Source organism: Amaricoccus tamworthensis, from assembly GCF_049800875.1.
Classification (GTDB): Bacteria; Pseudomonadota; Alphaproteobacteria; order Rhodobacterales; family Rhodobacteraceae; genus Amaricoccus; species Amaricoccus tamworthensis.
Genome location: NZ_JBNAFV010000006.1, coordinates 105,474 through 118,482, shown reverse-complemented (window position 1 = coordinate 118,482; position 13,009 = coordinate 105,474). Strand labels below are relative to the sequence as shown.

Genomic DNA, 13,009 nt, shown 5'->3' with positions numbered 1-13,009 from the left:
AGATTGCTCCCCGTCATTTCACTCGTAGTAGGTGTAACCATTTATGCTGTCGGTATATTCCCGGATCAGCTGCTTGCGGTCCGCGGGTGTGAGGTGCCCGTCCGAGGCGGCCTCGTCCACGTGTTTTTTGAAACTCGCGATCATGTCGCGCGGGTTGTACTCCACATAGCTCAGAACCTCGTGGATCGTGTCGCCTTCAGTGTCCTGAAGCAGGTGCACGCCCCCATCGGGGCGGAGGTCGACGGTGGCGACATTGGTGTCGCCGAAGAGGTTGTGGAGGTCTCCGAGCGTCTCCTGGTAGGCGCCGACGATGAAGGCGCCGATGAAGTATTCCTCGTCATCCGCGATGGAATGCACCGGAAGGGACGGCGAGAGGCCGCCGGAGAGGATGAAGCTGTCGACCTTGCCGTCGCTGTCGCAGGTGATGTCCGAGAGGATCGCGCGGCGTCCGGGTTCCTCGTTCAGGCGCTGAAGCGGGACAACTGGATGGATCTGGTCAATGGCCCAAACGTCCGGCAGGGACTGAAAAAGCGAGAAATTACAGTGGTATATGTCCGCGATCTGATTGAGCTGCATGTCAATCTCGGTCGTCAGGTCGGAGGCCTGCGCGATGCCGCGGATGCGGGACATGATGGCCATGTGGGTGCGTTCACCCCGGGCCATTTCGCGCAGGCCGATATAACCGCGGCGGAACAGGGCGCGCATCTCGTTGCGGTAATAAACCGCGTCGTTGATGCACTCCTGGATCCGTTCCGGCACAAGATATGCCAGGATGCCGCGCATGTCGCTCAACAGGTGGTGGTCGCCCTCCTGCGGATCGGGAGCGTCGGGTGTGTCGTAGAGCGTGGTTTCCAGCACGTCGAAGACGAGGATGCTGGAGTTGGCCACAACCGCGCGGCCGCTCTCGGTGATGATGACCGGGTGATCGAGCCCAGCCTCGTCCATGGAATAGGCCACGGTCTCGACCACGTTGGAGCAGTATTCCCGTATCGTGTAGTTGATCGAATTGGGAGAAGCGGTTTTTTCCCCTGTATAATCAATGCCTAAACCGCCGCCGAGGTCGAGGTGGGTCAGCGGCGCGCCCTCGGATTTCAGTTCCGAGAAATAGCGGCAGGCCTCCGTCACGGCGCGGCGGACGTCGTTGACGTCGGGGATTTGCGAGCCGAGATGGGAGTGCTGGAGCATCAGACAGTGCAGGAGACCGGCCTGTTTGAGGCGGTCGATCACGGACACGATCTGGTCAGTATTCATGCCGAAGGTCGAGCGGTCGCCGGAGCTTTCGGCCCAGTTGCCGCCGATCTGGTGGGTCAGTTTGATGCGCACACCGAGCAGCGGCTCCTCCCCCAGCTCCTCCGCGACGTCGAGGACCGTGTCCAATTCCTTTCGACTTTCCAATACGATAACCGTGTTGAAGCCGATCTTGCGGGAGAGGATTGCGAGGCGGACGAACTCGGCGTCCTTGACGCCGTTGCAGATGATCATCGCCTCTTTGGAGAGGGATTTTGACAGGGCGATGACCAGTTCGGGTTTGGAGCCGGCCTCGAGCCCGTAATGGTATTTGCGGCCGTACTCCACAATGCTCTCGATCACCTGGGCCTGCTGGTTGACCTTTATCGGGAAGACGCCGCGATAGGCGTTTTTGTAGCCGAGAGCCTTGATGACTTCCGCGAAACTTTCGTTGATCTGACGCACGCCATTTTCCAGAAACGGCTTGACGCGCAGGAGAAGCGGCGTCTGAATTCCCCTTTGTTTCAGGCCCTTAACGATCTCGGGCAGGCTCATGCGGGGCATGGAGGGGTCGAGCGGATTGCTCAGGCCGATGTCGCCATCGGGCAGCACGGAGATCATGCCGCCGCCCCAGTTTTCAATCCCGTAAATGTCGTGAGGACTGTCGTTTTCCATCGCGGTCTCCCTGTCGGACGGTCCACGAATCTGACCACGTCCACCCACTCTCCAGGAGGGGATGTAACTCTGCTGACCGGCCGTTTTCAACAGTGGGTTGGCAAAAAACGGGGCGGTTCCGGGGCCTCAAGCGGTCCTTTTTGGCTCCAAAGTGGCACGGATTGCTGTCCAGGTGGCGCAGATTGAGAGTCATTTGGCACAGATTGTGAGTCAAATGGCACAGATTGCACGGGGTTTTGCCGAAATTGGCCGAATTTGCACGGGTTTCAGGACGGCTCGATCCGTTCGCCGGAGGCGTCGAAGAGGTAGGCGTGGTTCATGTCGAAGCCGAGGGTGACCTGCTCGCCCACGCGGTGGTCGTGCTGGCCGAAGAGGCGGCAGGTGACGGTTTCGCCGGTGGTGAGGGTGACGACGATGTTGGTGTCGCCGCCGAGTTTTTCGACATGGATGACCTGGCCCTGAAGCTGGCCGGATTCGGAGAGGTTCAGGTTCTCGGGGCGGATGCCGAGTTCGACGGCGCCGGCCACGTGGATGTCGGCCGCGTTGATGAAGTTCATGGACGGGGCGCCCAGGAAGCCCGCGACGAATTTGTTGGCGGGGTTGTTGTAAAGCTCCATGGGGGCGCCGATCTGTTCGACCCGGCCGTCGCGGAGGACGACGATTTTGTCGGCGAGTGTCATGGCCTCGGTCTGGTCGTGGGTGACGTAGACCATTGAGGTCTCAAGCGAGCGGTGGAGGCTGGCGATTTCCATGCGGGTGTTCATGCGAAGGGCCGCGTCGAGGTTGGAAAGCGGCTCGTCGAAGAGGAAAAGTTTGGGGTGGCGGACTACGGCGCGGCCGATGGCGACGCGCTGGCGCTGGCCGCCGGAAAGCTCGGCCGGGCGGCGGGTGAGGTAGTCGTCGAGGGAGAGCATGCGGCTTGCCTCGGTCACGCGTTCGTCGATCGTGGATTTGTTTTCGCCCGCCTGTTTCAGGGCCAGCGCCATGTTGTCGCGGACGTTGAGGTGGGGGTAGAGGGCGTAGGACTGGAACACCATGGCGATGCCGCGTTTGGCGGGGGCCACGTTGTTGACGCGGTCGCCCGCGATTTCCACGGCGCCGGAGGTGGCGTCCTCAAGTCCCGCAATGACGCGCAGCAGGGTGGATTTGCCGCAGCCCGAGGGGCCGACGAAGACGACGAATTCGCCCTCCTCGACCTCCAGGCTGATGTTTTTCAGGACTTCGGTGGTGCCGAAGGTTTTGCAGACATCCGTGAGTTTCAGGGCGGTCATTGGGCGGGCTCCTGGAGCTGGATCGGTTGGCCGGTGCGGATGCTTTCGTCGGCGGCAAGGCAAATGCGCAGGGACGCAACGGCGTCCTGCATGTGGCGGGTCAGGTCGATATCGTCCCGGATGGCGCGGAGCATGTACGCCTGTTCCGCATCGCAGAGCTCCTGGTGGCCGGGTTCGTTGTCCATGTCCATGCGCTCATCGGGACGCTCATCGGCGTGGTGAAGGAGGAGGCTGCCGACCTTTGTGTGGCCCTCGATGGAATCGGAGGTCTCGCCGGTGTCCTCAACGATGGAGATGGAGCCGTTGGGAGAGACGATGTCTTTTACGAAATGGGCGGTTTCCGACATCATCGGGCCCCAGCCGGCCTCGTACCAGCCGACGGAGCCGTCCTCGAAAACGACCTGGAACTGGCCGTAATTGTACATGTCGGGCGCGATCTCGTCGCTGAGACGCAATCCCATGCCGTGGACCCGGACGGGTTTGGCGTCGGTGATCTGGCACATGACGTCGACGTAATGCACGCCGCAGTCCACGATGGGGGAGGTGGTCTGCATCAGGTTCCTGTGGGTTTCCCAGGTGGGGCCGGTCGACTGCTGGTTGAGGTTGAGGCGAAAGACGTAGGGGCCTTTCAGGTCGCGGGCCAGCGAGACCAGTTTGATCCAGCTGGGGTGGTGGCGGAGGATGTAGCCGATCACCAGTTTGCGGCCCAGTTTTTTGGCGGTGGCGACGACGCGTTCGGCATCCTCCACCGTTGTTGCGAGGGGTTTTTCCACGAAGACGTCGGCGCCGGCTTCCATGGCCGCGATGGCGAGGTCCGCGTGGCTGTCGGAGTAGGTCGCGACTACCGCGAGATCGGGTTTGGTGTCGGTGAGTGCCGTGTGGAAGTCGGTGTGGAGGGGGTAGGATTTCAGTTCGTCAGGCAGGTCGGGGGTTGAGCGGTTGACCAGTGCCACGACCTCGCTGTCGGGGTGGTTGTGGTGGGCGAGCGCGTGGGAGAGGCCCATGTTGCCGAGGCCTGCGATGAGTGTGCGGGTCATGGGTGGGCCTCGTTGGGGTGTTGGGTGGTTTCGCTGGACGCCTGGGCCCTGGAGATGAGGGCATCGCGGACCTCGGGGGGCGCACCAGCGCCTCCCTTGGAAGAGGTCGGCGCTGCCCGGTGTGGCCACCGGGCGGGGCGGTTGAGCGGTGGGCGTACTGGTTCAGACGGAAAATTGCTGATTGGTTCAGCCCATGAAATGAGGGCGGCGCTGACCCTGGGGGCGCGGATGCGCCTCGTCGTGCTGAAAGCACGCCTCTGGCGTGACGGGGAGGGTCGGCGCAGCCCGGCGGTACCGCCGGGCGGGAGGGTTGAAGTGGAGCGACCTTCAGTCATCGTTTCGGTATTGGTCGTGGCAAACGTCCCGCAACCATCCCCGGCGTGTCGGCACGACACGCCATGCCCGACTTTCCCCCCAGGAGGGCATCCGCGACGGCGGCCTCCGCTCAATGGGTTCGGGAACATGAGCGACACGCGCTGACCAGCCGGGGCGGAGCCCTCCCAAAGTCGGGCATGGCGCGTCGTGCCTCGGGTCAGGGCAAGGGTTGTCCCCAGGCACACGGGCGAAGCCAAAGAGGTCCGGCTGTCCCGCCGGGCGGCGCGATAAAACCCGGTCATTTCACCGCCCCCGAGGTGATGCCGCGGATAAGCTGCCTCGAGAAGATCAGGTAGAGGACCAGTGCGGGCAGGATCGCGAGCGACAGGGCCGACAAAACCGCGTTCCAGTCGGTGACGAACTGGCCGATGAAGACCTGGGAGCCGAGCGTGAGGGTCTTGGTTTCCTCGCCGGGGGCCAGGATCAGCGGGAACCAGAGGTCGTTCCAGATGGGGATCATGTTGAACACGGCCACCGTCGCCATGGCGGGGCGCACGAGGGGCAGGACCAGGCGGAAGAAGATGGCGTATTCCGAGAGGCCGTCGATGCGGCCGGCGTTTTTGAGGTCCTCGGACACCTGGCGCATGAACTCGGAGAGAATGAACACGGCCAGCGGCAAGCCCTGGGCGGTATAGACCAGAATAAGGGCGGTGAGCGTGTTTACGAGACCGGTGGCGACCATCATTTCGAGGATCGCAACGGTGCCGATGCGGATGGGGATCATGATGCCCAGCGCCAGGTAGAGCCCCATCAGGCTGTTGCCCCGGAAGCGGTATTCGGAGAGCGCGAAGGCGGCCATGGCCCCGAAGAGCAGGATGAAGGTCAGGGAAACCACCGTGACGATCATTGAGTTCTGGAAATAGAGGAAGAAATCGCCCTGCTTTGCGACGGTCTGATAGCCTACCAGCGAAAAGCTCTCGGCGTTGGGCAGAGCCAGCGGCTCGCGGAAGATCGCCTTGCGGGTTTTCAGGCTGTTGATGAGGATCACGAAGACCGGGAAAAGGGCGATTACGGTCCAGGTGATGAGGATCGCATGGGCGGCAATGGTGTTGCCGAGGTTCGAGCGTGCGGTGGCGGTGGACATCAGAACTGGTACCTTCGCAGACGGGTCTGGATCGCGAACAGGTATATGCAGACCCCGATCAGAATGATGGCGAACATGGCCGTGGCGATGGTGGAGCCCATGTGGGGGTCGCCAAGCTGAAGCTGGAAGCCAAAGAAGGTGCGATAAAGATACGTGCCCAGAATATCTGTGGCAAAGTCAGGCCCCGCGAGCGCGCCCTGGGCCGCGTAGATCAGGTCGAAGGCGTTGAAATTGCCCACGAAGGTCAGGATCGAAATGATGCCGATGGAGGGCAGGATCAGGGGAAGTTTGATCTTCCAGAAGGCGGAGGCGCCGGTGATGCCGTCGATCTCGCCCGCCTCCAGCATTTCCTCGGGGATCGAGAGCAGGGCTGCGTAGATCAGCATCATGGGGATGCCGACGAACTGCCAGACGGAAATGAGGGCGAGGGTGGTCAGCGCGGTTTCCTCGCGGCCCAGCCAGGGGGCGAAGAGGCTTTTGAGGCCGACGGCATCGAGCAGGGAGGGCGCGATGCCCCAGATGGGCGAGAGGATCAGTTTCCACGCAAAGCCCACGATCACGAAGGACAGGACCGTGGGGATGAAAATCGCGGTGCGGTAGAACCCCGCGAAACGCAGGCGCGGATGGGAGAGGATCGCGGCCAGAAGGATGCCGATGGGGTTTTGCACCAGCATGTGGATGAAGAAAAACCAGAAATTGTTGCCGAGCGCGTTCCAGAAGCTGTCGGACCAGCGGGGATCGCCGAACAGGGTGCGGAAATTGTCGAGGCCGACGAACTGGCGGATGTTCTCAGTTTCCGTGTAGAGGGCCAGGCGAAGCGTGTTGAAGAGCGGGAATATCATCACCGCCGTGTAGACAAGCACCGCCGGGGCGAGAAACACGACGATATGCCAGTTGAATTTTTTCCCTGGTGTGTCGGCCATGGCTGTCCCCCTGTCACGCCGTGTTGCGCCGGGCGGGTGTCGCCCGGTGCGTTGTTGGGTTCGCAGGCGGCGTTACTGCTGGGGTTCGTACCAGCTGGCCAGGCCTTCCTGGAGGCGGGCGCCGGCGTCGGCGGGGCTTTCAGCGCCGCGGATGACCTGGGCCGAGGCGTTCCAGGTGTCGTTTTCCAGGTTCGGCGTGCCACGGGACAGGATCTGGTAGGTGGACCGGATCGTGGAGTTGCACTCGCTGCGCCAGGAGACGAATTCCTGGGCGAGCGGGTCCTCAAGCGAGATCTCGTGGCTTGAGAGCGAGAAGAAGCCCGGCAGGGCGTTGGAGTACATTTCCGCGAACTCGGGCGAACCGACCCAGTTGAGGAAGGTTTTGGCGGCTTCGGGGTTTTCGGTGGCCGCGTTCATGCCGAGCGCGATGTCCGTGTGATCGGAGATGTAGCACTCGTCGCCCCCGTTCGGGACGGGGGGCGGGAAGGCGCCCATTTCGAAATCGGCCTGGGCGTTGAAGCCCGCGATTTCCCAGGATCCGGCCGGGTAGATGGCGGCGCGGCCGAGGGTGAAGAGGTTCTGGCTGTCGGGATAGGTCTGGGCCTCGAACCCGTCGCCGAGATAGTCGGCCCAGCGGGCGAGCTGCTCGAACGGGGCGACCCACTGCTCATCGGTGAGTTTCTGCTCGCCGGCGATCAGGGCCATGCGGCCTTCCTCACCTTTCCAGTAGTTCGGGCCGATATTGTTGTAGCCCATCGTGGCGGCTTCCCACTGGTCATTGGTGCCCATGGCCATCGGGATGTATGTGCCGTCCTCCTTGATGGTTTCAAGGACGGTGAAGAACTCGTCGACGGTTTTGGGCTCCTCAAGGCCGAGTTCCTCGAAGGCTTCGGCGTTGTAGATGAAGCCGTGGATCACGGAGGCCATCGGGACGCAGAAGGTGGCGGAGCCGTCATCGGTGCTCCAGCCGGATTTTGCGACATCGGAGAAGTTGGACATGCCGTCGAGATCGGAAAGATCGGCGAGCTGTCCGGCCTCATAAAGGGCAAGGGAGGCGTCGAAGGGGCGGCAGGTGATGAGGTCACCGGCGGAGCCCGCGTCGAGTTTGGAGTTCAGCACGGCGTTGTATTCCGCCGGGGCCGAGGGGGTGAACTGAAGCTTGATGCCCGGGTGGGCGGCCTCAAAGGCGGGGATGATCTGATCCTGCCAGATGAGCAGGTCGTCGTTGCGCCAGCTCTCAATGGTGAGGGTTACGTCCTGGGCGGAGGCAAGGCCCGCCGACAGGAATGTGCTGGCGAGCAGCGCGCTGCCAAGTGTGTGTTTTTTCACGGTGAAACTCCCTGTTTCGTGGTTTGGTCGTCAGTTTTGCGCGCATCCAGTATCGGACGCAACGTCTGGTTATTTTTGGTGAGCAGGGCCTCGGCGTCGTCCGCCGTGTGGCCAAGCGCCACGAGAACCGCGGGTTTGACGCGGTGCCCGGTGGTTTCGAGAGCGGCCCGTGCCGTTTCGGGATCGGTGCCGGAAATGTCGGACACCATGCGCACGGCGCGGTCGCGGAGTTTGGCGTTGTCGACGTGCAGGTTGACCATGCGGCCGTCATGCACGTGCCCGAGCATCACGCCCATGAGGCTCGACATCAGATTGAGCGCGGCCTTCTGCGCGGTGCCCGCGCCGAGGCGGGTGGAGCCCTCGATCGGTTCGGAGCCGGTGGGCAGGCAGATCTCAACATCCGCGTGGCGTCCGAGGGCGGAGCCGGGGGTGTTGTGGATGGCGATGGTGGTGATGCCGCGGGCGTGCGCAAGTTCGGTGATGCGGCAGGTCCAGGGGGTTGTGCCGCTGGCCGCGACGGAGATGACCGCGTCACTTTCGCCAAGCGCGTCCGCGATGGCCGCGGCCTGTTCGGTTTCGTCCTCGGTATCGCCGGGCATGACCGCGCCCTGGGGCGTGCCGCCGGCCATGTGGACGGCGATGCGGTCGGCGGGAATGCCAAAGGTGCCGGGCAGTTCGGCCGCATCGGCCAGTGTCATGATGCCGGAGCTGCCGGCGGCGACATAGTTGAGGTTGCCGCCTGCGCGGATCGTGTCGGCCATGGCGCGCGCGCCCTGTTCCAGAGGGGTGGTCGCGTCGGCAAGGGTTTTCAGTGCGGCCATTTGTCCATTGAGCAGCGTCAGTAATGCTGCCTGGGGTTCCTGTTGATCCAAAGTCTGAGGGCTGGTTCCCTGACTGTCAATTGAACGCATCCGAATCTCCACTGTCACGAATATAATACCTATTGAATACCTTTTGTCGAGTGCCAATGCCGCATGTTGCATGACAAACGAAATATGGCCAATTTTTGACCAGTTTCCACCAAAAACTGCTTTGCGAAAGAATTTCGGTATTATAAAGGTATTACATGGCGGATTCGAATGGTTCAGTTCTGATTGGCGTTGACGGCGGCGGAAGCGGCTGCCGCGCGGCGGTTGCGTGTGAACCGGGCTCCGTACGCGGCGAGGGCTCCGGCGGGAGCGCGAATTTCTCCACCGATCCAGACGGGACTATTGAAAACGTGCGCGTGGCAATCTTTTCGGCCTGTGCGCAGGCGGGGATTGATCCCGCCGTTCTGGAAGCCTGCGGCGTTGCGCATGTGGGGCTGGCCGGCGTGATGGATGACGGGGACGCGGCCCGTGTGGCGGCGCGGCTGCCGATTGCGGACTGTGTCGTGACGGATGACCGGCCCACGGCGGTTGCGGGTGCGCTGGGCGGAGGTGATGGTTACGTCATTGCCGCCGGAACCGGGTCTTTTGTGGCCCGGTCGGTTGGGGGAGAGGCCGGGTTTGTCGGCGGATGGGGGCTGCGCATTGGCGATGAGGCCTCGGCCGCCTGGATTGGCCGGGCCCTGATTTCACGGGTTTTGCACTGCGCTGACGGGCTCTACCCGCATTCTGAACTGACGGAACGTATTTTGAGCGAATTTGAGAGCACGACGACCGGCGTGGTCCGGTTTTCCCTGAAGGCCACACCGTTTGATTATGGCGCCCATGCCCCGAAGGTGGTTGAGGCCGCGAAAGCGGGGGACGCCAATGGTCTCGATTTGATGCGGGCGGGGGCGGCGTATCTCGTTCAGGCGCTGAAGGCGCTGGGCTTTGCGCCGGGGGCGCGGCTTTGTGCGATGGGCGGTATTGGCGGGGCGTTTGTGGATTACCTGCCCGGTGACATCACGGCGAATATGGTCACGGCTCAGGGCAGTCCGCTCGACGGGGCGATGGTGCTGGCCGCGCAGCGGGCCGGGAAGGCGGGTGTGGCATGAACATGCGCGATTTCCTCGATCCCGGCGACTGGATGGAGAAGGGGCTTGGCCCGCGCTACGTGCAGCTGGGCAAACGGTTGCAGGACGGGATTGATTCCGGTCTGCTTGAGCCTGGACGTCCTCTGCCACCCGAGCGGGAGATTGCGCAGATCACGGACCTGTCGCGGGTGACGGTGCGCAAGGCAATCCAGATCTTGGCCGAACGCGGGTCCATCGTGCAGAAGCAGGGGTCGGGGTCCTTCGTGGCGCCAAAGACGCCGCGCATGGACCAGTCACTGTCGCGGCTGACCTCGTTTTCCGAGGACATGGAGCGGCGGGGCATGCGGGCGGAATCCATCTGGCTGGAGCGGGGCGTGTTCATGCCCTCGCCGGAGGATGTGATGTCACTGGGCCTGGAGCCGGAGGATTCCGTGTCGCGGCTGTCCAGGTTGCGGCTGGCGGACGGGCGGCCGCTGGCGATTGAGCGGGCGTCGCTGCCCACCAGTCTGTTGCCCGATCCGCTGTCGGTGGAGACGTCGCTTTATGACCGGCTGGACCGGACCGGGCACCGGCCCGTGCGGGCGATCCAGAAAATCTCGGCCATTGTCATGGAAGGCGCGGACGCGGAGCTGTTGAAGGTTGAGCCGGGCGTGCCGGGGCTGAGGATCGAGCGGATGTCGTTTCTCGCCTCCGGGCGGAAGGTTGAGGTGACGCGGTCCGTCTATCGCGGGGACGCGTATAATTTTGTGGCGGAACTCCGCCTTTCAAACGATCAGGAGCATGCTCATGACGCAGACTGAAACACAGATGCGACGGGAGATCACCGAGATCCCGGTTGCCGTGGAGCGGCTGCTTCGCGATGGCACGGAGGCGGTCGATGCCGCGGTGGCGGGGCTGAAGGCGGCGGATCCCGCGTTTATCATCAGCGTCGCGCGGGGCTCGTCCGATCATGTTGCGACCTATTTCAAATATGCCAGTGAGCTGTTGATGGGTGTGCCGGTGGCGTCCGTGGGGCCGTCGGTTGCGTCGATCTACAAGGCGAAGCTGCGGCTGGCGCAGAGCGCGTGTCTGTCGATTTCCCAGTCGGGGCGCAGTCCGGATATCGTGGAGATGACACGCATGGCGGCGGGCAGCGGATCGCTGTCGGTTGCGGTGACGAACAATGCCGGCGCGCCCCTGGCCGGGGCGGCGGATCATGTTCTGGACCTGCATGCCGGGCCGGAGCTGAGCGTGGCGGCGACCAAGACCTTTGTGACCTCGGCCGTGGCGGTGGTCTGGCTGCTGGCGAAGTGGCGGGGCGACAGGGATCTGTTGCGGGCCGTGGAGGGTCTGCCGGAGGTTTTGGAGAAGGCGGTGCAGGAGGACTGGCCGGAGTTTCGCGAGGTGGCGGAACCGGTGAACTCGCTGTTCTGTCTCGGGCGCGGGCCGGCCTATGCGGTGTCCTGTGAGGCGGCGCTGAAGTTCAAGGAGACGTGTCTTCTGCACGCGGAGAGCTATTCCTCGGCGGAGGTTCTGCACGGGCCGGTGTCGATTGTGGGCGATGGTTTCCCGGTGATCGGGTTCTGCGCCCGCGATGAGGCGGCGCCGGCGCTGGTGTCCGTGGCGGATGAGCTGGCCGACAAGGGTGGGCAGGTGTTTGTGACCTCCGCCCAGGCGAAGAAGGCGACCTGTCTGACGGCCTGGCGCACGGGGCATCCGCTGACCGATCCCATTTCCATGATGTCGAGTTTCTATTCCATGGTCGAGCGGCTGGCCGTGCAGCGGGGGATCAACCCGGACGCGCCGCGGCATCTCAAAAAAGTGACGGAAACGGTCTGATGGGAGTTTCCCGCATCTGGACCGGCGCCGGGATTTTCGACGGGGCGGGGGTCCATGCGGGACACGCCCTGGTGGTGCGGGACGGCCGTGTTGCCGGGATCGTGCCGGAAGGTGAGATTGACCCGGGCGCGGAAGTTGAGCGGCTCGATGGCGGCCTGATTGCGCCCGGATTCGTCGATCTTCAGGTCAATGGCGGCGATGGAGTGCAGCTTGGCGCGGTGCGCGATGTGGAGGGGTTGCGGCGGATTGCGCAGGCCCATGCGCGGCTGGGCGCGACCGGTGTTCTGCCTACGCTGATCACCAGTTCGCGGGAGGTGACGGCCGAGGTCATCGCCGCCGGTGTTGCCGCCGTGGAGGCGGGCGTGCCGGGGGTGTTGGGTCTGCATCTGGAGGGGCCGCATCTGTCGGTGGCGCGCAAGGGGGCGCATGACGCGGCGCTGATCCGTCCGATGGAGGCGGAGGATCTGGAGATGCTCTGCCAGGCGGCGCGGGATCTGCCGGTTTTGATGCTGACGGTGGCGCCGGAGAGCGTGACGCCGGAGCAGATTGCGGCGCTTGCGGAGGCCGGGGCGGTGGTGTCGCTGGGGCATAGCGACGCGGAGTATGCGGAGTTTGAGGCGGCGGAGCGGGCAGGGGCGCGGTGTGTTACGCATTTGTTTAACGCGATGAGCCAGATCCAGGGGCGGAAGCCGGGCCTCGTGGGGGCGGCGTTGTCGATTGGCGGGCTGAATGCGGGGCTGATTGCGGATGGGGTGCATGTGCATCCCGCCTCCATGGCCGCGGCGCTGGCCGCGAAGTCCGGGCCGGGGCAGATATTCCTTGTGAGCGACGCGATGGCGGCGGCGGGCACCGATCTGACGGAATTTGAGCTCGACGGGCGGCGGATTACGCGGCGGGACGGGGTGCTGCGGCTGGCGGATGGGACTTTGGCCGGGGCGGACCTCGATCTTGCGACGGCGGTGCGGGTTCTGGTGAGGGATGTCGGGGTTGATCTGGAACGGGCCCTGGCGATGGCCACCTCGGTGCCGGGGGCGGTTTCGGGCCTGGAATTTGCCGGGCGGCTGGTTGAGGGCGGACCCGCGGATTTTGTCTGGCTGGGCGAGGGCGTGAGCCTCAAGGGCGTCTGGCGCGGGGGTGTGGCGGTTTAGCCCGTTTTAGTCCCGCGCAATGAGCCGTGCCGGCGGCGGGCCGGGGGCGGCGCTGCCGTGGCGTGTGCGGCGCGGTTTTATGGTGGGGTTTGCTTCGTCGGGTTGCGGTACGCGATATCTCGCAAGAAGCGACGGCCCTGTGGGCCGGTCCGTCGCTGGCACGGCGGGGCTGGACGCCCCTTG

The 13,009-nt window shown here is 63.9% G+C and carries 11 protein-coding genes; 4 read left to right on the top strand and 7 right to left on the bottom strand.

Annotated elements, in window-relative coordinates:
- Nucleotides 1-18: 18 nt before the first annotated feature.
- The 7 genes from speA to ACP15P_RS12265 all read right to left on the bottom strand — a co-directional run bounded on the left by speA (nucleotide 19) and on the right by ACP15P_RS12265 (nucleotide 8,832).
- Nucleotides 19-1,902: a biosynthetic arginine decarboxylase gene (gene speA, locus ACP15P_RS12295; protein WP_424928761.1), complete on the bottom strand. Its 1,884-nt coding sequence runs from the start codon at nucleotides 1,900-1,902 to the stop codon at nucleotides 19-21.
- Between the two features lie 266 nt (nucleotides 1,903-2,168).
- Entirely contained in the window at nucleotides 2,169-3,173 is a 1,005-nt protein-coding gene (locus tag ACP15P_RS12290) for an ABC transporter ATP-binding protein (RefSeq protein ID WP_424928760.1), read from the bottom strand.
- Nucleotides 3,170-4,210, bottom strand: coding sequence for a Gfo/Idh/MocA family protein (locus ACP15P_RS12285; protein ID WP_424928759.1), 1,041 nt, complete (start codon nucleotides 4,208-4,210; stop codon nucleotides 3,170-3,172). Before ACP15P_RS12285 ends, ACP15P_RS12290 begins: the two co-directional genes overlap by 4 nt.
- A 613-nt stretch (nucleotides 4,211-4,823) precedes the next feature.
- Complete coding sequence (locus ACP15P_RS12280; protein ID WP_424928758.1) at nucleotides 4,824-5,669, bottom strand: carbohydrate ABC transporter permease; 846 nt, start codon at nucleotides 5,667-5,669, stop codon at nucleotides 4,824-4,826.
- Nucleotides 5,669-6,592: a carbohydrate ABC transporter permease gene (locus ACP15P_RS12275; protein ID WP_424928757.1), complete on the bottom strand. Its 924-nt coding sequence runs from the start codon at nucleotides 6,590-6,592 to the stop codon at nucleotides 5,669-5,671. Before ACP15P_RS12275 ends, ACP15P_RS12280 begins: the two co-directional genes overlap by 1 nt.
- A 72-nt stretch (nucleotides 6,593-6,664) precedes the next feature.
- Nucleotides 6,665-7,921 (bottom strand): ABC transporter substrate-binding protein, encoded by a 1,257-nt coding sequence (locus tag ACP15P_RS12270; protein ID WP_424928756.1) that lies wholly within the window; start codon nucleotides 7,919-7,921, stop codon nucleotides 6,665-6,667.
- Nucleotides 7,918-8,832 carry an N-acetylmuramic acid 6-phosphate etherase gene (locus ACP15P_RS12265; protein WP_424928755.1) on the bottom strand — a complete coding sequence of 305 codons (915 nt, stop codon included), beginning with the start codon at nucleotides 8,830-8,832 and terminating at the stop codon, nucleotides 7,918-7,920. The genes ACP15P_RS12270 and ACP15P_RS12265 overlap by 4 nt, the downstream gene beginning before the upstream one ends.
- A gap of 155 nt (nucleotides 8,833-8,987) precedes the next feature.
- Here ACP15P_RS12265 and ACP15P_RS12260 point away from each other — a divergent pair, with 155 nt between their 5' ends.
- From ACP15P_RS12260 to nagA, 4 genes are read left to right on the top strand one after another with little or no spacing between them, the layout of a single operon-like run.
- Entirely contained in the window at nucleotides 8,988-9,881 is an 894-nt protein-coding gene (locus ACP15P_RS12260) for a glucosamine kinase nucleotide-binding domain-containing protein (protein WP_424928754.1), read from the top strand.
- Nucleotides 9,878-10,660, top strand: a complete 783-nt coding sequence (locus ACP15P_RS12255; protein ID WP_424928753.1) for a GntR family transcriptional regulator — start codon at nucleotides 9,878-9,880, stop codon at nucleotides 10,658-10,660. The genes ACP15P_RS12260 and ACP15P_RS12255 overlap by 4 nt, the downstream gene beginning before the upstream one ends.
- The gene (locus tag ACP15P_RS12250) at nucleotides 10,647-11,678 is read left to right on the top strand and encodes an SIS domain-containing protein (RefSeq protein ID WP_424928752.1); all 1,032 of its coding nucleotides are present in this window, start codon (nucleotides 10,647-10,649) and stop codon (nucleotides 11,676-11,678) included. The genes ACP15P_RS12255 and ACP15P_RS12250 overlap by 14 nt, the downstream gene beginning before the upstream one ends.
- On the top strand, nucleotides 11,678-12,826 hold the full coding sequence (gene nagA, locus ACP15P_RS12245; protein WP_424928751.1) for an N-acetylglucosamine-6-phosphate deacetylase: 1,149 nt from the start codon (nucleotides 11,678-11,680) through the stop codon (nucleotides 12,824-12,826). Before ACP15P_RS12250 ends, nagA begins: the two co-directional genes overlap by 1 nt.
- Nucleotides 12,827-13,009 lie beyond the last annotated feature (183 nt).

What these genes read in the sequence shown, in the direction of transcription:
- speA (WP_424928761.1), bottom strand. Translation starts at nt 1,902, where the DNA reads ATGGAAAACGACAGTCCTCACGACATTTACGGGATTGAAAACTGGGGC.
- ACP15P_RS12290 (WP_424928760.1), bottom strand. Translation starts at nt 3,173, where the DNA reads ATGACCGCCCTGAAACTCACGGATGTCTGCAAAACCTTCGGCACCACC.
- ACP15P_RS12285 (WP_424928759.1), bottom strand. Translation starts at nt 4,210, where the DNA reads ATGACCCGCACACTCATCGCAGGCCTCGGCAACATGGGCCTCTCCCAC.
- ACP15P_RS12280 (WP_424928758.1), bottom strand. Translation starts at nt 5,669, where the DNA reads ATGTCCACCGCCACCGCACGCTCGAACCTCGGCAACACCATTGCCGCC.
- ACP15P_RS12275 (WP_424928757.1), bottom strand. Translation starts at nt 6,592, where the DNA reads ATGGCCGACACACCAGGGAAAAAATTCAACTGGCATATCGTCGTGTTT.
- ACP15P_RS12265 (WP_424928755.1), bottom strand. Translation starts at nt 8,832, where the DNA reads ATGCGTTCAATTGACAGTCAGGGAACCAGCCCTCAGACTTTGGATCAA.
- ACP15P_RS12260 (WP_424928754.1), top strand. Translation starts at nt 8,988, where the DNA reads ATGGCGGATTCGAATGGTTCAGTTCTGATTGGCGTTGACGGCGGCGGA.
- ACP15P_RS12255 (WP_424928753.1), top strand. Translation starts at nt 9,878, where the DNA reads ATGAACATGCGCGATTTCCTCGATCCCGGCGACTGGATGGAGAAGGGG.
- ACP15P_RS12250 (WP_424928752.1), top strand. Translation starts at nt 10,647, where the DNA reads ATGACGCAGACTGAAACACAGATGCGACGGGAGATCACCGAGATCCCG.
- nagA (WP_424928751.1), top strand. Translation starts at nt 11,678, where the DNA reads ATGGGAGTTTCCCGCATCTGGACCGGCGCCGGGATTTTCGACGGGGCG.